The sequence below is a fragment of the Natronoflexus pectinivorans genome (assembly GCF_004345615.1).
GTDB classification, from domain to species: domain Bacteria; phylum Bacteroidota; class Bacteroidia; order Bacteroidales; family Marinilabiliaceae; genus Natronoflexus; species Natronoflexus pectinivorans.
Genome location: NZ_SLWK01000013.1, coordinates 1 through 22717, shown reverse-complemented (window position 1 = coordinate 22717; position 22717 = coordinate 1). Strand labels below are relative to the sequence as shown.

The 22717-nt window shown below is 39.5% G+C and carries 16 protein-coding genes; 15 read left to right on the top strand and 1 reads right to left on the bottom strand.

Annotated elements, in window-relative coordinates; translation table 11 throughout:
• Positions 1-441: 441 nt before the first annotated feature.
• The 15 genes from EV194_RS14090 (at position 442) to rplI (ending at position 21825) form a co-directional block, all read left to right on the top strand.
• Complete coding sequence (locus tag EV194_RS14090) at positions 442-2994, top strand: glycoside hydrolase family 3 protein (protein WP_243699423.1); 2553 nt, start codon at positions 442-444, stop codon at positions 2992-2994.
• A gap of 198 nt (positions 2995-3192) precedes the next feature.
• Complete coding sequence (locus tag EV194_RS14085; RefSeq protein WP_132434680.1) at positions 3193-5343, top strand: alpha-glucuronidase family glycosyl hydrolase; 2151 nt, start codon at positions 3193-3195, stop codon at positions 5341-5343.
• Positions 5344-5523: 180 nt separating this feature from the next.
• Positions 5524-7704, top strand: a complete 2181-nt coding sequence (locus tag EV194_RS14080) for a glycoside hydrolase family 3 N-terminal domain-containing protein (RefSeq protein WP_132434678.1) — start codon at positions 5524-5526, stop codon at positions 7702-7704.
• A gap of 156 nt (positions 7705-7860) precedes the next feature.
• Positions 7861-9573 (top strand): glycoside hydrolase family 43 protein, encoded by a 1713-nt coding sequence (locus tag EV194_RS14075; protein ID WP_207916059.1) that lies wholly within the window; start codon positions 7861-7863, stop codon positions 9571-9573.
• A gap of 83 nt (positions 9574-9656) precedes the next feature.
• Positions 9657-10670: a LacI family DNA-binding transcriptional regulator gene (locus EV194_RS14070; RefSeq protein ID WP_132434676.1), complete on the top strand. Its 1014-nt coding sequence runs from the start codon at positions 9657-9659 to the stop codon at positions 10668-10670.
• A gap of 1282 nt (positions 10671-11952) precedes the next feature.
• A complete protein-coding gene (locus EV194_RS14065) occupies positions 11953-14607 on the top strand; it encodes a glycoside hydrolase family 2 protein (RefSeq protein ID WP_132434675.1) in 2655 nt (884 codons plus the stop codon).
• Between the two features lie 231 nt (positions 14608-14838).
• Positions 14839-15714: an ROK family protein gene (locus EV194_RS14060; RefSeq protein ID WP_132434674.1), complete on the top strand. Its 876-nt coding sequence runs from the start codon at positions 14839-14841 to the stop codon at positions 15712-15714.
• Complete coding sequence (locus EV194_RS14055) at positions 15707-16582, top strand: ROK family protein (protein ID WP_132434673.1); 876 nt, start codon at positions 15707-15709, stop codon at positions 16580-16582. The genes EV194_RS14060 and EV194_RS14055 overlap by 8 nt, the downstream gene beginning before the upstream one ends.
• 6 nt (positions 16583-16588) lie before the next feature.
• Positions 16589-16933 (top strand): translation initiation factor, encoded by a 345-nt coding sequence (locus EV194_RS14050; protein WP_132434672.1) that lies wholly within the window; start codon positions 16589-16591, stop codon positions 16931-16933.
• A 364-nt stretch (positions 16934-17297) separates the two neighbouring features.
• The gene (locus EV194_RS14045) at positions 17298-18140 is read left to right on the top strand and encodes a sulfide/dihydroorotate dehydrogenase-like FAD/NAD-binding protein (RefSeq protein ID WP_079558755.1); all 843 of its coding nucleotides are present in this window, start codon (positions 17298-17300) and stop codon (positions 18138-18140) included.
• Positions 18137-19618: an NADPH-dependent glutamate synthase gene (gltA, locus tag EV194_RS14040; RefSeq protein WP_132434671.1), complete on the top strand. Its 1482-nt coding sequence runs from the start codon at positions 18137-18139 to the stop codon at positions 19616-19618. Before EV194_RS14045 ends, gltA begins: the two co-directional genes overlap by 4 nt.
• Before the next feature lie 6 nt (positions 19619-19624).
• Complete coding sequence (locus EV194_RS14035; protein WP_132434670.1) at positions 19625-20611, top strand: dihydroorotate dehydrogenase-like protein; 987 nt, start codon at positions 19625-19627, stop codon at positions 20609-20611.
• A 130-nt stretch (positions 20612-20741) separates the two neighbouring features.
• Positions 20742-21086, top strand: coding sequence for a 30S ribosomal protein S6 (gene rpsF / locus EV194_RS14030; protein ID WP_132434669.1), 345 nt, complete (start codon positions 20742-20744; stop codon positions 21084-21086).
• A gap of 3 nt (positions 21087-21089) precedes the next feature.
• Complete coding sequence (gene rpsR, locus EV194_RS14025; protein ID WP_079558751.1) at positions 21090-21359, top strand: 30S ribosomal protein S18; 270 nt, start codon at positions 21090-21092, stop codon at positions 21357-21359.
• Between the two features lie 19 nt (positions 21360-21378).
• Positions 21379-21825 (top strand): 50S ribosomal protein L9, encoded by a 447-nt coding sequence (gene rplI / locus EV194_RS14020; RefSeq protein ID WP_243699422.1) that lies wholly within the window; start codon positions 21379-21381, stop codon positions 21823-21825.
• Between the two features lie 80 nt (positions 21826-21905).
• Here rplI and EV194_RS14015 read toward each other — a convergent pair whose 3' ends face one another.
• On the bottom strand, positions 21906-22283 hold the full coding sequence (locus EV194_RS14015) for a RidA family protein (RefSeq protein WP_132434668.1): 378 nt from the start codon (positions 22281-22283) through the stop codon (positions 21906-21908).
• Between the last annotated feature and the right edge of the window lie 434 nt (positions 22284-22717).

Below are 22717 nucleotides of genomic sequence, written 5' to 3'. Positions count from 1 at the left end.
TTTCTGCAAAAATATACTCCATTTAGGGTGTCGACTTTATTATTTTTACATTATGCAAAACTATGTTTAACAAGGTATTCAGAATTTCTGTGATGGAAACTCCTGATATGGATTTCTAATATTATATAGAAATAGACAGTCCAAATGTTTGTAAATAGTTTAAGCACATTTGATTCATATTGCTTCAAAACCATGTTTTATAATAAAAATCGATATATTAAAATTAGAAATGCAGAGTCAGTTTATTTTAACATGGCGTTTTGAACTTTAAAGTAATGGCAAGGTATTAAGTTGAGTGAGAATTATTATGTAAACATAGCCTTATTAGAAATTATGGTCGATTCTTTAAACATTGGACAAATCAGGGGGAAAATCTGCATCATCATATCATTTTTGATGATATTTTTTTTAAGTTCCTGTAATCAAGAAAAAATGGCGTTTATGGATACTTCATTAGACAATGAAGAACGCGTGAAAGATTTGGTTTCCAGAATGACTCTGGAGGAAAAAGTTTTTCAGATGCTACATGAAGCTCCCGCTATTGAAAGACTCGGCATTCCGGAATATAACTGGTGGAACGAGTGTTTACATGGAGTCGCAAGAGCAGGATTGGCCACAGTTTTTCCACAGGCCATAGGGATGGCTGCAATGTGGGATGATCAAATGATGTTTGATATTGCAGATGCAATATCTGATGAAGCAAGAGCTAAGCATCATGATTTTGCTAAACAGGGAAAACGCGGTATGAATCAGGGATTGACTTTCTGGACACCAAATATTAATATTTTTCGCGATCCCAGATGGGGCAGAGGCATGGAGACTTATGGTGAATGTCCGTATCTAACAGGAGAACTCGCCGTAAATTTTATTCGTGGCCTTCAGGGTGATCACCCTGATTATCTCAAACTGGTGGCAACAGCAAAGCATTTTGCTGTTCATAGTGGTCCTGAACCCGATAGACACAGTTTTAATGTCCATCCTTCGCAACGAGACCTAGTTGAGACCTATTATCCTCATTTTAAAAAGGCTGTTAAAGAAGCCGGTGTATATTCTTTTATGTGTGCATATAACAGGCTATTCGATGAGCCTTGTTGCGGGAGTGAGTATTTAAACAGTTTACTAAGAGATGAATGGGGGTTTGAAGGTTACGTAGTTTCTGATTGTTGGGCAATACTCGACTTTTACAATCCGGGTGATCATGAGGTGGTTGACAATGCTGCACAAGCATCTGCTTTGGCTGTACGATTTGGAACAGATCTTAACTGTGGTAGTTCATATCCGGCCTTATTAGAAGCTGTTGCAAATGGTTATATTACAGAAGAAGATATTGATGTAAGTGTTTCCAGACTTATGCTTGCCAGAATGAAGTTGGGTATGTTTGATCCTCCGTCAATGGTTCCTTTTGCTCATATACCGTATGATGTTGTAGATAGTGAGTCGCACCGAAAATTGGCATTGGAAGCTGCCAGAAAGTCTATGGTGCTTCTTAAAAATGATAATAACACTTTACCATTCAGTAAAAATGTAAGCAATGTGGCAGTAATTGGGCCAAATGCCCACAATATTGATGCTTTATTGGCAAACTATAATGGTTATCCCTCTGAACCAATTACTCCTTACAAGGGAATTTCCCGGAAACTTCCATCTGCGAATGTACAATATGCGCTTGGTAGTCGTTACGCTGAAGAGTTTCCGTATATGACCGTAATACCATCGCACATACTTTTTACCGATGAATCCCTGTCTGAAAATGGGTTGCAATCAGAATATTTTAACAACATTGATTTTCTTGGAAATCCTGAATATTCAGGATTCGATCAAAAAATTGACTTTCAATGGTGGACTGACAGCCCAAAACCGGGTGTTTCAAATGATGAGTTTTCAGTACGTTGGAGCGGTTATCTTGTGCCAGATGTATCAGGGAAGTATGCACTTGGTGTTGAAGGATTTTCCGGATTTCGACTCTATTTAGATGATGAGTTGATTGTTGAAAACTTTAGTCTTTACCATTCAATGACTGATTTTAAATTCATACAATTGGAAGCTGGGAAAAAGTACAAAATCGTTCTGGAGTTTTATCAAGATAATAATACTCATCCTATGGTTAGGCTTTTGTGGGATAAACCCGGGCAAAACTTAAAACAGGAAGCCATCGAACTTGCAGCTCAATCAGATTTGGTTATTCTCTGTATGGGATTAAGTCCATTGTTAGAAGGTGAGGAGATGGCTGTTGATATTCCTGGTTTCTTTGGTGGTGACAGAACTGATATTGTTTTGCCTGCTATACAGACAGAGTTGGTAAAGGCCATCATGGAACTGGGGAAACCGACTGTACTGGTTCTTTTGAATGGAAGTGCCCTGGCATTTAACTGGGAAGCTGATAATGTTCCTGCCATTTTAGAAGCCTGGTATCCGGGACAAGCAGGCGGTCAAGCAATTGCTGATGTTTTGTTTGGGGATTACAACCCTGCCGGACGACTACCAGTCACTTTTTATAAAAGCATTAATCAAATCCCTGATTTTTCTGATTATTCAATGGATGGACGAACATATCGTTATTTCAAAGGAGAGCCTTTATACGAATTTGGATATGGGTTGAGCTATACCACTTTTGATTATTCTGATTTGAATATTGAGACCCAGGTAATGGCAGATGAAAACTTTGATGTATCCGTATTAGTTTCCAATACAGGAGATATGGATGGAGAAGAAGTCGTACAATTGTATGTTTCATATCCGGGTAATCATATGGCTCCACTTCGATCGCTTCAAGGATTCAGAAGAGTGTTTATCCCTGCTGGTGAGTCGCGTGAGGTGAAATTTAATATATCTCCCGATCAAATTGGGCTATTTCATCCAGAGTATGGTAAAGTTGTTTCTGCTGGCAAAATACATATTTATGTTGGAGGTAAACAACCCGACAGTAATTCATTGAGAAATGGAAATGTTGTGATGAGTGAAGTTGAAGTACTTGGCGAATTTATTTGTAGATAATTTTCCATCGCAATATATTAAAACTAGGGTCAAGGCAATTCCGATTTGACTTGACACTTGTTTTAATGAGGTTAGATCTGTTTTTGTATTCGTTGTACGCTTTTATATGGCTTTATAATTTAATTTAAACGCTGATTACAAGATAATTATAATAATCTATTTGAATATATTTTAACATTCAATTATAAATAAAAAATTATGAGTGGAAAGATTTGTAGTTTGCTAGTACTGTTTTTTCTATTGCCAAATGTTATCCTGGCTGAATCGGGTGAAAAGCTTTGGTTGCGGTATTTGCCCCTTGACAATGCTAAAGTAGTTGATTATACCAATGCTATCCGGTCTTTAATTGTGGCAGGAGATGATGCTGTTATATCAGCTGCTGCCGAAGAGTTTCAAATGGCTTTTAATGGTTTAACCGGCAATGACCTTAGAAAAGTTAATCGACCCGGTGCAGGAGCTCTTCTAATCGGGACAGCAGAGAACCGGCTGATTAGGGATCTCGAACTTTCTAAAGATCTTGAAAAATGTGGCCCGGAAGGCTATATCATTAGAACGGTTCCTGTGCGTAATGGCCAGATGACTGTAATAGCCGCAAATACATCGGCAGGCGTTTTGTATGGAACTTTTGATTTGATCAGAAGAATGCAGACAGGTGAATCCATCGCTAAACTGGAAGTAATCGAGTCCCCGGCTTTTAAAATAAGAGTACTTAATCATTGGGACAATTTAAATGGAACAGTTGAGCGTGGTTATGCTGGTCATTCCATTTGGTTTAACCGTCCTGAGGATTGGTCGGTCAGAAGCGCTCAATATAAGTTTTACGCCAGAGCTAATGCTTCAGTAGGAATTAATGGAACCGTGATAAACAATGTTAATGCTGATCCAAATGTACTCACTGCTGAGTATATTGAAAAATATGCAAGAATTGCAGATATTTTCAGACCGTATAACATGAAAATTTACATGTCTGTAAATTTTGCTTCACCCGCTGTAATAGGGGGGCTTGAGAATTCTGATCCTTTTAATCCTGCAGTGCAACAATGGTGGAAAGATAAAGCAGCTGAGATTTATCAATCAATACCCGACTTTGGCGGATTTTTGGTTAAGGCGAATTCTGAAGGACAGCCAGGTCCAATGGATTATGGTCGGACACACAAGGATGGAGCGAATATGATGGCTAAAGCGTTACAAGCTCATAATGGTATAGTTATGTGGCGAGCTTTTGTTTATGAGCCTGGTGATGATGAACGCTCAGTTCAGGCCTATAATGAATTTATGCCGTTTGACGGGGAATTTGAAGATAATGTAATTGTTCAGGTTAAAAACGGACCGGTCGATTTTATGCCTCGTGAGTCATTTAGTCCTCTGTTTGGTGGAATGCAAAAATCACCGGTGATGATTGAGTTTCAGATAACACAGGAGTACCTTGGTCACTCCAATCATCTGGCTTATTTGTCAACTATGTGGAAAGAAGTTCTTGATGCCGAGACATTTGCAAAAGGTGTCGGTTCTTCCGTCGCGAAGACAACAGACGGAACTCTTTTTAATCACGAATTAACTGCCATCTCTGCTGTATCAAATATTGGTAGGGACATTAATTGGACAGGGCACCATTTCGGACAATCTAACTGGTACGCTTTTGGTCGCTTAGCCTGGGATTATGACTTGCTTTCTGAAGATATTGCCGAAGAGTGGGTAAAGATGACCTTTGCACATGATCAAAAGTTTGTTGAGCCAGTTGTGGACATTATGATGCGATCCCGAGAGGCTGTTGTTAATTATATGAATCCGCTGGGACTTCATCATATTATGGGATGGGACCATCATTTTGGACCTGAACCATGGACTGACATTCCGGGAGCACGTGAGGATTGGTTACCCAGATACTATCATAATGCAAGCGAATTTGGTATCGGATTTGACCGAACAACTAATGGAAGTAATCTGGTATCCCAATATCATAGTCCTTTAAATAAAATATACAACGATCCACTTTTAGTTCCTGAAAACCTGTTGTTGTGGTTCCACCACTTGCCATGGAATTACAGATTGCAGAATGGCCTTAAGTTGTGGGATGCTATGGTATATAAATATTATGAAGGTGTGGATGAGGCCCGGTTATTTCAAAACATATGGGATCGGTTGGAAGGATATATTGACGATAGAAGATTCAAGGAGATACAATTTAAATTGAAATTACAAACAACCGAAGCTATTTGGTGGAGAGATGCTTGTGTTTTATATTTCCAGACTTACTCTAATTTGCCCATTCCATCTGAACTTGAAAGACCCATTCATGACCTGGATGAGCTTAAGGAGTTAAAATTTGATATGAAACATCATAATTAATAAAGTATTATTTACTATATTTAAACAGTGAAACCACGGATGAGAAATAGCTCAATATAAATGTTAGGTGTGAAATTGTGTTTATATGCTCTTTATAGGTGCTAATGAGATTATTTCACTCCGTGGTTTTCTTATTTTTATGTTGTTTTTACCCCTTCAGTCCTTTTAAACATTTCTGTTATGAAAAGTTTTTACTCCCTGATTATCCTTTTTTTTCTGCTTGCTCCCCTTTTTGCAGATAATCCATTGTATTTAGATCCCAATCAAGAGATAGACGTAAGAATCAACGATTTGCTATCACGAATGACACTGGAGGAGAAGGTTTCGCAGATGGCAAATACCAGCCCTGCTATTCCTCATCTTAATATTCAGGAATATGAGTGGTGGAACGAAGCATTGCATGGGGTTGCTCGAAGCGGTATAGCCACCGTTTTTCCACAGTCTATTGCTATGGGTGCAACCTTTAACCCGGAGTTGATAGAAAGAGTTGCCACAGCAGTATCCGATGAAGCACGAGTTTTGCATCACGCTGCGGCTCGTCGGGATATTCGTTTGAGATATGGCGGTTTAACTTTTTGGGCACCTAACATCAACATTTACAGAGATCCCAGATGGGGGAGGGGTATGGAAACATATGGAGAAGATCCTTTTTTAACAGGTCTCATTGGGACTGCTTATGTAAAGGGATTACAGGGTGATCATCCCCGATATCTTAAAACTGCTGCTGGAGCAAAACATTACGCTGTGCATAGCGGGCCAGAGCATGGAAGAAGGGAATTTAACGCCATAGCTTCTACAAAGGATTTGTATGAAACATATCTGCCTGCCTTTAAGACCTTGGTAGATGCTGGAGTTGAAGCCATAATGTGTGCTTATAACAGTACCAATGGAGAACCTTGTTGTGCGCATAACTATTTAATCAATGAAGTATTAAGAGATAAATGGGGGTTCAAGGGACATGTTGTTACAGATTGTTGGTCTCTTAACGATTTTTTTACCAGCATAAATGTTGCAGAAGATGCTGTTGAAGCAGCAGCATTAGCACTGATAAATGGTGTCGATTTAGAGTGTGGGTCAGTATATAATCCAAATCTAGTAACTGCTGTAGAACGAGGATTAATCACAGAAGATCAAATTGATGTGGCCTTATCACGGCTTTTATCTACCCGTTTTCGGCTTGGAATGTTCGATCCTGAAGAGATCAACCCTTATGCCAATATCCCTGATACCGTTTTAAATTCTTCAACCCACAGGGCTTTGTCTCGTGAGGTCGCAGTTGAATCAATGGTTTTGTTGAAGAACAATGGCATTTTGCCTTTGAGGGATGATTTATCGCGCTATTTTGTCACAGGTCCCAATGCAAGCAGTATACATGCTCTAATAGGTAATTATTATGGAGTAAACGACCGATATGTAACAATTCTGGAAGGCATTGCAGGAAGGGTCCAAATCGGTAGCCAAGTACAATATCGACCCGCCATTCTTCTGGACAGGCCTAATGTGAATCCAATTGATTGGTCAACCGGCAGTGCAAGTGTTAGTGATGTAACAATATTAGTTTTGGGTATAACAAACTTACTGGAAGGAGAGGAAGGAGAAGCTATCGCTTCACCCTATTACGGTGATCGTTTGGACTATTCCATCCCGGAAAATCAGTTGGACTATTTAAGAAGACTTACCCGAAATGAGAATAATAAAATCGTCGCAGTCATTGTTGGAGGGAGTCCAATGAACCTTAAAGAGGTTCATGAACTGGCTGACGCAGTTCTGTTGGTCTGGTATCCCGGGCAAGAAGGAGGAAATGCTGTTGCCGATGTTTTGTTTGGCGATGCAGCACCTGGAGGGAGACTTCCTGTTACATATCCAATGTCCCTGGATCAACTGCCGCCCTATGAAGACTATTCAATGGAGGGGCGCACATACCGATATATGAAAGAGTCACCTATGTACCCCTTTGGTTATGGCCTTAGTTACACCAGTTTTGAATATTCTGACATTAGCCTTGCGGACCGTCGCATCAGACGTGATGGAAAGACAACAGTAAGGGCTACTGTTACAAACATTGGAAACATGGCTGCTTCTGAAGTTGTACAACTTTATATAACAAATCCGCCTTCCAGGGTCACAAGAACGCCATTGTTCTCCCTTAGAGGATTTGAAAAGATCTTTCTTGAGCCTGGAGAGTCGCGCGAAGTAGTATTTGAAATAGACAAAGATATGCTTGTTTTAATTGATGACTACGGGAAGGAAACTATAGATGCCGGTGATTATACAATAGCTATTGGTGGTGCTTTGCCCACTGAGCGGAGTGTGGAATTGGGAATGCCGGTGCCGGTAAGAACAACTTTAAATGTTCGATAGAACTCTAAATTCTTTTAAACATTCTTTTTTGAAATATAAAAAGAATGTTTTTTCTTTTTTAAACTTATTACATGGCACGTAAAATCGTTATCATACTTTATGGGCTAAAAAAAATATAGAATTACTCACGTCTGCGAAACTTAAAAACTATTTGTTATGATATTTAAGAAAGCTAAAACATTCTTGTCGTCATTGTTAATTATTATTGCGTTTACAATGTGTACATCACCATTTGAAACGGTTGAGGTAAACAATCCAATTTTACCTGGGTTTTATCCCGATCCCAGCGTATGTAAAGGCCCTAATGGTTATTACATGGTACATTCAACTTTTGGATATTTTCCGGGGATACCAATTTTTTACAGTCCTGATCTGATCAATTGGGAACAGATTGGTCATGTAATGCACAGACCGGATCAGATGAAACTTGATAGCCTTAGTTTAGCAGGTGCTGGAATGTTTGCGCCAACCATTGAATATCATGACGGAACATTTTATGTTGCTTGTACTGAAGTTTATGGACGTGGGAACTTTGTAGTGACTGCCACAAATCCAGCCGGCCCATGGTCTGACCCCTATTTTTTTCCGGAAGTAATAGGAATTGATCCATCACTTTTCTTTCATGAAAGTGGTAAAACTTATATGATTTATAACAGCGATGCGCCTGATGATCAACCTCTGTATGAGGGTCACAGAACAATCAGGATGTTTGAGATAGATATTGAAAAAATGCAGGTGGTAGGCGATCAATCGATTCTTGTTGATGGAGGCGTGGATATTTCCGAGCAACCGGTTTGGATTGAAGGGCCTCACATTTATCGAGTTGGAGATTATTACTATCTCTCTGCTGCCGAAGGTGGAACTAGTGTGAACCATCGTCAGGTGATTTTTAGAAGTGAAGATATTTGGGGGCCATACATCCCTTGGGAAAACAATCCGATTTTAACCCAGATGCATCTGGATCCAAATCGCCCAAACCCCATAACTTCCACAGGCCATGCAGATATGATTCAGGACTTAAAAGGAAATTGGTGGGCCGTTTATTTGGCTTGTCGTCCTTATGATGGTAACCACTACAACACAGGACGCGAAACATTTATGTCTAAGGTGGAATGGACCGAAGATGGTTGGCCGGTTATCAACCCTGAATCGGAAGTGATTCCTTTCCAATTTGAGTTTGATGCAGCTTTGAAGGATAAACGCGTCGCCAAACCTTTACATGGAAATTTCACGGTGCGTGATGATTTTGATCAACCAAGTCTGGGCTTCAAATGGGTGCAAATTCGCACACCAAAGTCTTCATGGTTTAATTTAATCCCTGAAAAAGGAGTTTTAAATATGAGCCTTTTACCTGCATCAACAATAAAACATTTCAACCCTTCATTTCTGGGAAGAAGACAACAACATATGGTTTGTAAGGCAACCACATCACTTGAATTTAAACCGGAGGGTGAGGGGCAGCATGCAGGTTTGGCTGTTTTGCAAAATGAACATCGTTATTATTATCTTGCTCAATCGTTGAAGGACAATCAACCTGTTATTAGCTTGTATAAATCTGTACCAAATGCCATTGAAGACGAGATGGTCGTTCTGGCCACACAAACACTGTCTGACTCTTTAGCTGAAAAATTGTATCTTCGAATTGATTCTGACGTTGATGTATACCGGTTCTTTTTCTCCTATGATGGGGACACATGGTTCCAAATAGGTGAAGAGCAGGATGCTCGTTTTTTAAGTACGGAAACTGCCGGCGGTTTTATCGGAAGCATGTTTGGACTCTACACTAAAACAACCGAAAGTTCTGAAGGTGGAATTAGTGCTAATTACCATTGGTTTGAGTATACCGGTAATGATGATATATTTAAATAGTGCTTCATTTTTATTTGCGGTAATTTTTTAACTTTGAAAATCGTAATTAATAATTTTACCGAAAATTTCAGATAATGAAGTAAATGGCTAAAACAACCATCACCATAAATGATATTGCACGGGAATTGAATGTGGCTCCATCCACAGTTTCCCGTGCATTAAATAACAGTAATAAAATCAGCGAAAAGACCAAGGATCTGATAAGAGATAAAGCTGCTGAATTAGGATATGATCTTAATATGGTGGCTTCCAGTCTCTCCAGAAAGCAGACCAATATCATCGGGGTGATGGTTCCTTCGGTTAATCGTCATTTTTTCAGTCAGGTTGTTAGCGGTATCGAAGAACTTGCTTATGATGCGGGCTACCGCATCATTATTGCACAAACAAATGAACTGGCCGAAAGGGAAAAGGACATTCTTACTTTATTCAACTCAACCAGAGTTGATGGTATCATTGCTTGTTTGTCGCTTGAAACATCAGATGTTACTCGCTTTTCAAAAATTCTTAAAAACGGAATTCCTCTGGTTCTGATTGATAGGGTAAGTTATGAACTAGATTGTCCCAAAATTGTGGTAGATAACCATGAAGGTGCGTTTCAGGCTGTTTCACACCTTGTTCGATCCGGCTGCAAACGCATTGCACACTTGGGAGGTCCCATGGGATGCCCTGTTTTTAAGGAGAGATCTAAAGGATATTTAGACGCGATGCAAAAGGCAGGTCTTCCGATACATGCAAAATATCATTTGTCGACAGACTTGTCAACAAGAGATGTGCAGGAAGCAATGAAAGTTTGGATGTCAATGCCAGAACCTCCTGATGGAATTTTTACTTCGGATAGTCACACCGGATTAGTAGCAACTAAAATAGCTACAGAGTCTGGTTTAAGAGTGCCGGAAGAGATCTCTTTTGTTGCTTTTGGAGATGATCCGGCTCATGAGTACATTGTACCTTCACTTTCGTCTATTGAAGTGCCTGGAAATGAAATGGGTAGGAGTGCTATGCAGCTAATTCTTGAACAGTGCCTAGGTGAATCAATTGATGTTCAAACCATCATTAAACCTATTCAACTTATTATTAGAAGCAGTTCTTTTAGGTAATTAACCTAAATCAGATTGTGTTAGCTTTTCCTCCATTATAATTCTTGACCATATTTCTTCTTAGGATATCACTACTGACCGGCTAATTAATTTAGATTTCTCGCTCTGCTCGAAATGACGAAACTTTCAGGAGGTCAAGGCAGGTGAGGGGGTTATTGCTGCTTCGCCGCAATAACCCCTTCACCTCTCACAACGTAACAGCTTGTCGTTATAAGCGAAGCGAGAAATCTATTATATGATTATCAAAAAATAATCTTAGTCGGACAACAGTGATATTGTTATTTGAATTTAAACCTTCTGTATTGTTCTATGAGCATACGAACAGATCTTGAATAAATTAAGCAACTTAATCTATTGGGCTCGAACTGATAGCATGAGATTGTGTCGTTTGCGAGAATACAGAGAGGGCGATGTTTAAAAATTTTGCGAATCTTCTGCAATGTAACATTCAATTATACAGCTTCTTTCGTGGTCACATAATTTTAAAGACCTTCTACTATACATTTAACTAAAATAAATTGGAGTCGACTATTTAGTCTGCATATTAATATAATTGATAAAGGTTTTTCTTGTATGGACTTCATAAATATCTGAATGATTTAAAAATTATAAATCATGAGTTCCGGATGATTTATTTTGTTGATTTCGTAATGCCCACATATTTAGCAGCATGGATGTTTTGTTTTTGTAATGTGGGTGTCTCACTATTAAAATTTAAGTGTTATTCATAGTTATCCTTTGACTTTATAATGTGCAAACATTCAGGTTTTTAGCACGACAAAAAAATACGTTTTGAAATCAGGTAACCTAAAACTCTTTCCTAAATTGATGTTTTAATATGAGTACGCTAACCGGAAAACAGCTAACAATTACAAATTGTTTTTTAATAAAGTGCAAGCGCTTGCATATTTGTAAGTTCTTTTCTATTTTTGTAGTACGAATACAATTTGAATGGATGAAACGAACCTTGAGAATCAATTCTCACACAGGCGATGTACTGAGCCCAGTCGAATTAGTAATGACTGGATTGGTGAGTTCTCCCGAGTAATCGGGATCAACTGAAAAACAAATTTTAAACAGATGAAACGAGCCATGAGAAAATCTTCTCACACAGGAGAATGACTATGATGGCGAGTTCCATGTGATTACTTAAAAACAAATTTTAGACACATGAAAAGAGGTCATTTAGAATTGATATTGAATATGCTTAATAGCTTTTTTAATACGCAGGATAATTTCTTGATATTAGCTGGAAGGCAATGAACAAACTAAATTTTTACATATGAAAAAGAAGTCTATTTTTTTACAAATTGCAGCGGCAAGTTTTTTTATGCTGTTTTCTTGTACTCCAGATTACAATGAAAAAGTTTTTGAAAGAAACCTTGACAAAGGCTGGCAAATTTTTTCTTCTGATGAAGTGAATGCAACCGGTTCTGAAATATCGGGAGCAGACTTTGATCGTTCGTTTGGGTATCCGGTAACATTACCGGCTACCGTGATGCATGGATTGCAGCAAAACGGAAAGTTTCCCGATTTGTTTGAATTCGGTGTACTGGAGCAAATGGACACAGTACCTTATCAGGTACCATGGTGGTACAGAACCACATTTAATGTAGATAAAGAACCAGGAAAGAACTTTTTCCAGATCACATTAAATGGAATCAACTTTAAGGCCAATGTCTGGCTCAATGGACAAAAAGTAGCCGGAGATGATTTAATCCAAGGTTCATACGGGATATGGAACTTTGATGTAAGTAAATTAATAAATCAGGGAGAAAACCATCTGGCCATAGAAATCATCCCTCCGGTATTCGGAGTAGATGTAAGCAAAGGTTTTGTTGACTGGAATCCTAAACCCGCAGATAATTTAATGGGTATTTGGCGTGATGTAACCTTAAAGCAATCAGGTCCTGTATCAATGCGCCACTCAAATGTTGTTACCAAAGTAAATAAAGAGACTTTGGATGAGGCTGAGGTAACCATTTCAACCTATCTTACCAATCATTCCGGGGTTGAGCAAAGAACTGAAATAACTGCAAAGTTTGATAATCTAAATTTGAAAAAGGAAGTTCGGTTAAACCCGGGAGAAACCAGAGAGATATTTTTTAGGTCTGGTCAATTTCCGGAACTGCATATGAAAAACCCAAGGCTGTGGTGGCCTAATAACATGGGTGAACAGGCTTTATACGACTTGGAACTGGAAGTTTTAGTGGATAATAGGCTGACCGACAGGGACGAATTTCGGTTTGGAATTAGGGAGATTGAGGATTTTTGGAATGAGAACCGATATAGAGGCTTTAAAGTGAATGGTCAGAAACTGATTGTTAAAAGTGCCGGATGGGTAGATGATATTTTGCTTGCAGATAGCGATCAGAAAGTTATAGATCAGTTGAAATATGCGCAACATGTAAATCTGAACTCAATTCGTCTGGAGAGTTTCTGGGGCAGAAACAGAACCATTATGGAAACTGCCGACGAACTGGGACTGCTTTTGATGCTGGGATGGACTGCCCATTGGGAATGGGAATCGTATATTGGAATTCCGCATGATGATTATGTCTCAATACGCGGGGAAGAAGCAAAAACATTGCATGCCAACAATTACCGAGACCAAGTGCTGTGGCACCGTCGTCATCCGAGTGTCGCAATCTGGACTTATGGAAGTGACAAACTGCCTCGCCCTTCTCTGGAAGTTATGCTGAATGAAAGAATGGCCAAAGCTGATACCACCCGACCTATTTTAAGTTATTGCGGTGGTGCCATGCTCATGGGAGATTCTGATCCCAGGCAGAGTATTATCAGTGGTCCTACCGGGGTTAAAATGGAGGGGCCTTATGATTGGGTTGCACCGGTTTATTGGTACATAGATGAGCGTTATGGAGGAGCTTTTGGTTTTAATACCGAAGTTGGTCCGGGTCCTCAAATTCCTCCTCTTTCCAGTATCAGGAGAATGATTCCTGAGGAGCATTTATGGCCGGTGGACGATGTTTGGTTATACTACAGTGGTCGAAACCAATTCGAAAATCTGGATCGTTATTTGGGAGCATTTCATGCCCGCTATGGCGAGTTTAATAATCTGGAGGATTTTCTGTTTGTTAATCAAATTGCAAACTATGAAGCCATTCGTCCGATGTTTGAAGCTTTCTCTGTAAATAAATATAACAGTACGGGGGTTGTTCAATGGATGTTTAACAGTGCATGGCCTACTTTTTACTGGCAACTATTCGACTATTACCTTATGCCAACCGGTGCATTTTATGGAACACGCAAAGCTGCTGCACCCCTTACTCTTATTTATAATTATGGCAACGGTAATATCTATCTAAATAACGATTTTCTGGAATCTCAAGAAAATTTGAGCGTTGCGGTTAAAGCTTTTGATTTGAATTCAAACCTAATGTTTGAAACTGCTCTTACCACCAATATTGATGCAAATTCAGCAAAAATGGTTGTTGAAATGCCCGGGTTAGATATTCCATCAACCACCTGGTTCCTGGATCTCAGGTTGAAAGATGATGCTGGTAATGAAATTGCCAATAATTTTTACTGGTTGTCAACAGTGGATGATGTTCCGGATTTTGATCGTACAACATGGTATTGGACTCCTAATAAGCAGCATGCCGACCTCACGCAGATCCAAAACATGCCTCATGCAAACGTCAATTTTAGCTACGATGTAATAAAATCTGGCGATGAGTTCATTTTTACCGTTAATCTTGAAAATCAGGCTGACGTAATTGCCTTTTTTGCTGAGTATCAAATTGTAAATAAAAATACCATGGAGCCTGTTTTACCAGTATTTTGGGATGATAACTATATTAGTTTATTGCCCGGAGAAAAAAGAGTTATTAAGGGCTCTGTTGGAGCAAAAGGGATTAGTAGTGATAGTCTAACTGTTACATTACAGGGAAGTAACATTATTGTACAAGAAAAATGATTGCAAATTTTGTGGGAGTTTTTGGTTAGGGGTATGAACGTAAAGAATCATAAATGATTCTTTACGTTCAATTTCTTACTCAAAAATAAACAGGATGGAGTCATAGATTAAAAGATACCATGAATGAAAAATTTAAACTTATAAATTTTTCGTAACTTAGGATATTAAAGCATCACATTCATAGTTAGTTGCATTTAATCATGGCTGTGGGAATAACTAAATGATAAAAAGATGGATAAAAAACTAATTGGAGTAGATCTGGGTGGCACTAATATGCGCGCCGGTTTGGTATATGATGGCATTATTGAGAAGGTCTTTGCCTCACCTGTTCCGGTAACGGAAAACTGGAAAGAGGTAATGGATCAATTGATAGAAGTTATATCAAATGTTTTTTCTACTGAGGTGGAAGGAATTGGAATAGGTGTGCCTGGTGTGGTTGATTCCAAAACCGGGGTTGTTTATGATATTCAAAACATCCCATCATGGAAAGAGGTTGCTGTTGGTACCATATTATCAGATCATTTTAAGGTGCCTGTTTTTGTGAATAACGATGCCAACTGTTTTGCCGTTGGTGAGCGATTCTATGGGGCAGGTAAGGAGTTTGATGATTTTGTGGGCTTGATAACCGGAACTGGACTAGGCGCCGGAATTATAAAATGGGGACATCTTTTACCCGATCAAAACTGCGGAGCCGGGGAATTTGGCATGATTCCATATTTGGAAGAGAATTATGAATTCTATTGCAGTGGCCAGTTTTTTAAAAACAAGGCTGGTTTGGATGGAGCTGAGGTAGCAAGAAGGGCAGATAGCGGGGATGAACAGGCGCTTAATCTTTTTGCAGAATATGGAAAACATCTGGCCAATGCTATTAAAAGTATTATATTTGCCATTGATCCTGCTGCCATTATTATTGGAGGATCGGTGTCCAAATCTTTTTCATATTATGAAAAAGCCATGAAAAAAGAGTTGGCAACTTTTCCGTACTCGGGCGTTGTTGAGAAACTTGTAATTAAACCTTCTCAGATGCCGGAAATTGCCATTTTGGGAGCAGCTGCTCTTAATTTTAATAAACAGCAATTAATAGAAAACAACTATAAATATGCTTAGGGATTTGTCGCATACAAATAAGCCTGTGGTTGGTGTTTTTCTGGGAGGAAAAATACTTAAAGTCGGGAGGGTTTCCAATGATACTGTAGAGGAGATGGTAACAGTTGAAATTGATAATTACGCCGGAGAAGAGGATGTTCTTAACCAACTGATTAAAACCATTGAGTCGGTATTTACGCCTGAAATTGCCGGTATTGGTATTGGGGTTCCAAGTATGGTTGATGTGGAGCAGGGAATCGTTTACAATGTTGAACACATCCCATCATGGCGAAAGGTTTATTTGGGCGACTTATTAAAAGCACATTTTAAGAAAGAGATCTATGTGAACAATGATGCCAACTGCTTTGCTGTTGGCGAAAAATATTACGGTAAAGGATGGAAATATAATAATTTGGCTGTCATTTTTGCCGGAGAAGGACTGGGAGTGGGCATCATTGCCGATAATCGGTTATATTCCGGCACTAACTGCGGCGCAGGAGAATTCGGTTATATTTCCTACCGGGATCATAATTATGAATACTATTGTACTCAAAGTTATTTTGAATTGAAGTATGGCTTAAAGCCCAATGCGCTATTCAAAAGAGCAAAAAAGGAGGATAAAATTGCTCTGGCAATTTTAGAACAGTTTGGTTATGATTTCGGAAATTTTATTAAAACCATTTTATTCGCTGTTGATCCTGAGTGTATCATAATAGGGGGCGATATAACCAGGTTTTTCCCCTATTTTGAACCGTATATGTGGAAGACCATAAGAAAACATCCATTCGATAAAGCCATAGAAAAGTTGCGAATAGACGTAAGTGAAAAACAGGATGTTGCTGTACTTGGAGCTGCCGCTCTTTATTTCGATGCCGAAAAGAAAATTTAGATAGTCATGTCCAAAAGAAATCGAAAATTTTCCGGTGGGATCATTTTTAGCACCAACCCCGATTATGAGTACGAAGAGGAGAAAGAGAACATAGAAACACCTCCTCCGTCCCAACAAAAGCTAAAAGTTTGGCTGGATAAAAAGCAGCGAAAAGGTAAAGTTGTTACCCTGGTTACTAATTTTTCAGGCCATCCTGATGATTTAAAAGATTTGGAGAAATCTTTAAAGAATTTGTGTGGGGCGGGTGGAAGTTCAAAGGATGGGGAAATCCTGATTCAAGGCGATTGCAGAGAGAAGATTCTTTCATGGCTCTTATCAAAAGGATATAATGCAGTTAAAGCCGGGGGATAATTTTATTAGTACATATTTAAAGCCTTAAATTCACTGAGTTTAAGGCTTTTTTTATGATTTTTCTTTATCTATTGCTAACGGCCAGATTGCGAAATGCATAAAGCTATAAAGGTTTTCGGCAAAAATGGTCTCTGTAATCAGGTGTGGTATTTAGAATGATTGTAAATAACTTTAATCTCCGGCATAACTCATGTATAAGAAATGAATATTCACTAATTTTGCATGATTTTTATGCGAATTGTCATTGGAAATATATTTTTCAATAATATTTTGTAACTACATTATAGTACTCCTACCACATGGTTTGTAGGGCTGAATCCTGATGAAAACAGGGTTCTGACACTGAAAAGAAAACTTTATAGAAATGAACAAAGTCATAAGTAAGCATTATTACTCCGAAAATGTAGTCAGTCTGGAAATTGAAGCTCCTCGGATTGCGAAAGCACGACGTGCCGGACATTTTGTGATGGTTCGGGTTGGAAATACCGGTGAGAGAATTCCATTGACCATTTCAACGGCGAATGTTGAAAGGGGAACAATCACCTTAGTGGTCCAGAAAGTAGGCGTTTCCTCGCGAAAAATTACTGAACTGGAGGTGGGTGATGAGGTGACTGATTTGGTTGGACCTCTTGGACAGGCCACTCATGTTGAAAATTTTGGAACCATATTGGCTTGTGGAGGAGGTGTTGGAGTAGCGCCTTTGTTACCGATCGTAGAAGAGTTGAAAAAGGCTGGAAACAAAGTTATTTCAGTGATTGCTGCCCGTAGTAAGGATTTAATTATACTGGAGGATCAGATTCGTCAGCATTCCGATGAGGTGATTGTAATGACCGATGATGGCTCTTATGGGAAAAAGGGGCTTATAACCGAGGGGATGGAAGAGGTCATCAACAGGGAAAAAATAGATCAGGCTGTGATCATTGGCCCCGGTATCATGATGAAGTTTGCAGCATTAACCACTAAAAAGCACAATATCCCATCCATAGCCAGTTTGAATACCATCATGGTTGATGGTACCGGTATGTGCGGAGCTTGTCGTGTAACGGTTGGTGGAAAAACCCGTTTCGTATGCGTGGACGGACCTGAATTTGATGCCCATGAAGTTGATTTTGATGAGATGTTGATGAGGTTAAGCGGATATCGTGAAGATGAAATCAAGGCAGACGAGCAATATCTCTGTGTTTCTAAAAATAAAGGAAAGGCATGAACAATAGCGAATATTTAAAGCAGGAGCGCGCAGCTGCCTGGAGAGACGACTTACGTAAGGCTAAAAAGAATAAAGAGAGAACCTCATTGGCAAGGGTTAAAATGCCTGAAGCTCCTCCTATGGAGCGGGCGCGATCTTATGTTGAAGTAAACTCAGGATTAACCCCGGAGCAGGCCATAAACGAGGCAAGCCGCTGTATTGATTGTGCCAACCCTACCTGTATCTCAGGATGTCCAGTTGAGATTAACATACCAAAATTTGTTAAGAACATTGAACGAGGAGAATTTTTAGAGGCTGCCAAAGTTTTAAAGGAGACCAATGCGTTGCCCGCTGTTTGCGGACGGGTATGTCCCCAGGAAAAACAGTGCGAGGCCAACTGTTTTTACCAATTAAAACTTAGCACTGAACCTGTAGCGATTGGTTATCTGGAGCGTTTTGCTGCTGATTTTGAACAACAAAGCGGAAAAATATCAATTCCTGAAGTCGCTCACTCAAATGGAATTAAAGTGGCCGTTATTGGCTCTGGGCCTGCGGGTTTGGCTTTCGCTGGTGACATGGCCAAACTTGGATACGAAGTTGTCATTCTGGAAGCACTACATGAGATTGGTGGAGTTCTGAAATATGGAATACCTGAATTTCGTCTTCCAAACAGCATTGTGGATGTTGAAATTGAGAGTTTACGAAAAATGGGGGTGAAGTTTGAGACCAACTTTATTGTTGGAAAGACTGCCACAATTGATGACTTACGCGAGGAAGGTTTTAAAGGGTTTTTCGTGGGTAGCGGTGCCGGATTACCTCGGTTTATGAATATTCCCGGCGAAAATTTGGTGGGTGTATTAAGCTCAAATGAATACCTCACCAGGATAAACCTCATGGGCGCTTCGTCTCAAGGGATGGATACGCCTGTTGTAAGAGGTAAAAAAGTAGCCGTTATTGGTGGCGGAAATACCGCCATGGACTCCGTTCGAACCGCTCTTCGCCTTGGAGCTGAAAAGGTCTCAATCATCTATCGTCGTTCGCTTGAAGAGATGCCTGCAAGAGTTGAAGAGGTGAAACATGCACAGGAGGAAGGTGTGGAGTTTTTAACCCTCAACAACCCTGTTGAATATATTGGTGATGATAAAGGTAAGGTTAAACAGATCCGGGTTCAGAGAATGGAACTAGGGGAACCGGACAGCAGCGGACGGCGGTCGCCGGTGGCTGTTGACGGATCGGAATACATCATTGATGCCGACACCGTTGTGGTGAGTGTTGGTGTATCTCCCAATCCAATTTTACCGCAATCATTACCCCAGCTAAAGGTTAGTCGTTGGGGTACCATCGAAGTGGATCCTGATACTTTGCAAAGTTCCATTCCGGATATTTTTGCAGGAGGAGACATTGTAAGGGGAGGGGCAACAGTGATCCTCGCCATGGGCGATGGACGCAAAGCTGCTGCATCTATGCATCAGTACCTTACTAATCAAACCAAAAAATAACACATTATGGCAAATCTCACTACTAAATATCTGGGTATCGAGTTAAAAAATCCATTGATTGTTGGAAGTTGCGGGTTAACCGCAACTCCTGATTCCATTGCCCGTTTGGCAAAAAACGGCGCTGCAGCTGTTGTGTTGAAATCCATATTTGAGGAGGAGATACAACTTGAATATCAGAATACATTTAAAAATCAGTTGGGACATCAGGAAAACAATCTGGAGTTTTTTGATTATTACGACTATCAATTGAAAAATGATATGCTTGAGCGTACCACTCAATTGATCAAGAGTGTAAAAGAGGAATCTGACATAAAAGTCATTGCAAGCATCAATTGCCGCTCGGTGGGTGAGTGGTTCTCATATGCAGCCAAGCTGCAGGATGCTGGAGCGGATGCCATCGAATTGAATGTATTCAGGCTACCTGTATCAATTGATGAGGATGCTGCAACCATCTCGGCCAGATATATCAACATCATAAAAAAAGTGAAGTCGCACGTTTCGATTCCCGTATCCATAAAGCTGTCGCCATTTTTCACCGATACCGCCCACATGGCTAAAAAGCTCGAAGATGCCGGAGTGGAAGGGTTGGTTCTTTTTAACCGTTATTATAACCCGGATATTGATCTGGTTAATAATAAGATTGTATCCGGATCGGTTTATTCTGCTCCTTCTGACTATGTTTGGTCGCTTCGGTGGATCTCTATCCTATCCGACAAATTAAACTGTGATCTGGTGGGCTCAACGGGCATTCACACCCCTGATACCATGCTGAAAATGTTGATATCCGGTGCCAAAGCAGTTCAGGTGGTTTCAGCAATTTATAAAAATGGCCCCGATTATATCATGGATTTCTTGCACGGACTCGAAAAATGGATGGATCAAAACAAGATTGAAACAATTGATGATCTGCATATTTATGGAAGAAAAATGATGCCAAACAACCCTGAGATGTTTGAAAGGGTTCAGTTTATGAAATACTTTGGCGAGCATTGATAAGTTTCAGATTATTTGTCTGTATATCAATTGGAAATTAATTAAACCTCTCATAAATATTTGAATTCAAATATTTATTTTATAATTTTGCGGCTCAATTAATGTAAATCTTTAATTTAAATTTGTTTCTATGTTAAACAGTTATGAAACCGTTTTCATTTTAACTCCCGTTTTGTCTGATGTTCAGATGAAGGAAGCGGTGGAAAAGTTCAGGAACATGATCCTGGAGGATGGAGGCGAAATTGTCCATGAGGAGAATTGGGGCCTTCGTAAATTGGCTTATCCTATTCAGAAGAAATCCACAGGTTTTTACAATCTGTTGGAGTTCAAGGCTAAACCTGAATTTATTCAGAAGTTAGAATTGAACTATCGTCGTGATGAGCGTATCATCAGGTTTTTAACTTTTAAACTTGATAAGTATGCGCTGCTTTACAGTGAAAAAAGAAGAAGTAACAAAAAAGAAAAGGAGAAATAGGCCATGGCACAAAATCAAAGTGAAATCAGATATCTTACACCTCCGTCGGTAGAGATTAAGAAGAAGAAGTACTGCCGTTTCAAGAAGAACAAAATCAAATACGTGGATTATAAAGATCCTGAGTTTTTGAAAAAGTTCCTTAACGAGCAGGGTAAAATTTTACCACGTCGTTTAACTGGTACTTCTTTAAAGTACCAGCGTAAAGTTGCCCAGGCAGTAAAGAGAGCTCGTCATCTGGCCCTGTTGCCTTATGTAACCGATTTAATGAAATAATTTAAGGAGGAAAAAGACCATGATGGAAGTAATCTTAAAAGAAGATGTGACCAACCTGGGTCACAGAGACGATATTGTAAAGGTAAAGCCCGGTTACGGCCGAAATTATCTTATTCCCCAGGGACTTGCTGTTTTGGCAACAGAGTCGGCTTTAAAAGTTCACGCTGAAAACCAAAGACAAAGAGCTCACAAGGAAGAGAAACTTAGACAGGAAGCTGCAGCTGTTGCAGAAAAACTGGAAGGTTTGAAGCTGACCATAGGGGCAAAAGCCAGTTCAACTGGAAAAATTTTCGGTTCTGTTAATAACATTCAGATTGCCGAAGCTCTTGAAAAAGATGGATTTAAAGTTGAGCGCAAAAACATCAGCATTAAAGATGCAGTTAAGGAGTTGGGAACTTATACCGCCAACGTAAAATTGCATCGTGATGTGAAAGTAACCATCGAATTCGAAGTGGTTGCTGAATAATCAGAAAGTAATAACAATTACGTTTTTCAAACAAACAGAAAAAGGAACATCCACGGATGTTCCTTTTTTATTGCAATCAACTATTTTATTGCAATGGTCTCTATCTCAACCAAAGCACCCATAGGAAGAGCTTTTACTGCAAAAGCAGCTCTTGCCGGCGGATTCAAACGGTAATAACTTCCATATACATCATTCATTGCTTTGAAGTCTTCCATTTCAGTCAACAAGCAGGTTGATTTTACTACATCGGAAAATTCGTACCCCGCCTCTTTCAGAATGGCTCGGATGTTTTCCATTACCTGGGTGGTTTGTTCGGTAATTCCTCCTTCCACTATTTGTCCGGTGGCCGGATTTACCGGTATTTGTCCTGAAATATACAAGATCCCATTCTTATCTATGGCCTGACTATATGGCCCAATGGCTGCAGGAGCATTCTCTGTTTGTATTATTTTTTTCATAGCGATAGATTTTTGTTTGAAGTTCAAAGTTTAAGGTTTAAAGTTCTAGGTTTGAAGTTCTAGGTTTAAGGTTCAAGGTTCAAGGTTCAAAGTTTTAGGTTTAAGGTTTGAAGTTTTGAATTTGGTGTTCGGGTAATAAATGAATTAACCAAAAATTTAAGTTTAGATTCCTCTCTTCGTTCGGAATGACAGCTACTCAGGTTTTAATTGGATGGAGTTAGTGACGGCTTTGCCGTCACTAACTCCATCCAAAGCAAAAATCCACGAAAGCCTTGTCATTTCGACCAAAGGGAGAAATCTCGTAAGTTTTACCTGACAACAATGATAGTTTTGTTGAACTGTGCCGTCCTGAAATAGGTTGACCGTTTTTGAACGATTTTTAAAACAATTCAAAAACTGAAACTTATGAAAAATAGACGGTCACAATTTAAGTT

Bases quoted from the DNA above. Each gene is read 5' to 3' on its own strand.
- EV194_RS14090 (WP_243699423.1), top strand. From the start codon at position 442: ATGGATACTTCATTAGACAATGAAGAACGCGTGAAAGATTTGGTTTCC.
- EV194_RS14085 (WP_132434680.1), top strand. From the start codon at position 3,193: ATGAGTGGAAAGATTTGTAGTTTGCTAGTACTGTTTTTTCTATTGCCA.
- EV194_RS14080 (WP_132434678.1), top strand. From the start codon at position 5,524: ATGAAAAGTTTTTACTCCCTGATTATCCTTTTTTTTCTGCTTGCTCCC.
- EV194_RS14075 (WP_207916059.1), top strand. From the start codon at position 7,861: ATGATATTTAAGAAAGCTAAAACATTCTTGTCGTCATTGTTAATTATT.
- EV194_RS14070 (WP_132434676.1), top strand. From the start codon at position 9,657: ATGGCTAAAACAACCATCACCATAAATGATATTGCACGGGAATTGAAT.
- EV194_RS14065 (WP_132434675.1), top strand. From the start codon at position 11,953: ATGAAAAAGAAGTCTATTTTTTTACAAATTGCAGCGGCAAGTTTTTTT.
- EV194_RS14060 (WP_132434674.1), top strand. From the start codon at position 14,839: ATGGATAAAAAACTAATTGGAGTAGATCTGGGTGGCACTAATATGCGC.
- EV194_RS14055 (WP_132434673.1), top strand. From the start codon at position 15,707: ATGCTTAGGGATTTGTCGCATACAAATAAGCCTGTGGTTGGTGTTTTT.
- EV194_RS14050 (WP_132434672.1), top strand. From the start codon at position 16,589: ATGTCCAAAAGAAATCGAAAATTTTCCGGTGGGATCATTTTTAGCACC.
- EV194_RS14045 (WP_079558755.1), top strand. From the start codon at position 17,298: ATGAACAAAGTCATAAGTAAGCATTATTACTCCGAAAATGTAGTCAGT.
- gltA (WP_132434671.1), top strand. From the start codon at position 18,137: ATGAACAATAGCGAATATTTAAAGCAGGAGCGCGCAGCTGCCTGGAGA.
- EV194_RS14035 (WP_132434670.1), top strand. From the start codon at position 19,625: ATGGCAAATCTCACTACTAAATATCTGGGTATCGAGTTAAAAAATCCA.
- rpsF (WP_132434669.1), top strand. From the start codon at position 20,742: ATGTTAAACAGTTATGAAACCGTTTTCATTTTAACTCCCGTTTTGTCT.
- rpsR (WP_079558751.1), top strand. From the start codon at position 21,090: ATGGCACAAAATCAAAGTGAAATCAGATATCTTACACCTCCGTCGGTA.
- rplI (WP_243699422.1), top strand. From the start codon at position 21,379: ATGATGGAAGTAATCTTAAAAGAAGATGTGACCAACCTGGGTCACAGA.
- EV194_RS14015 (WP_132434668.1), bottom strand. From the start codon at position 22,283: ATGAAAAAAATAATACAAACAGAGAATGCTCCTGCAGCCATTGGGCCA.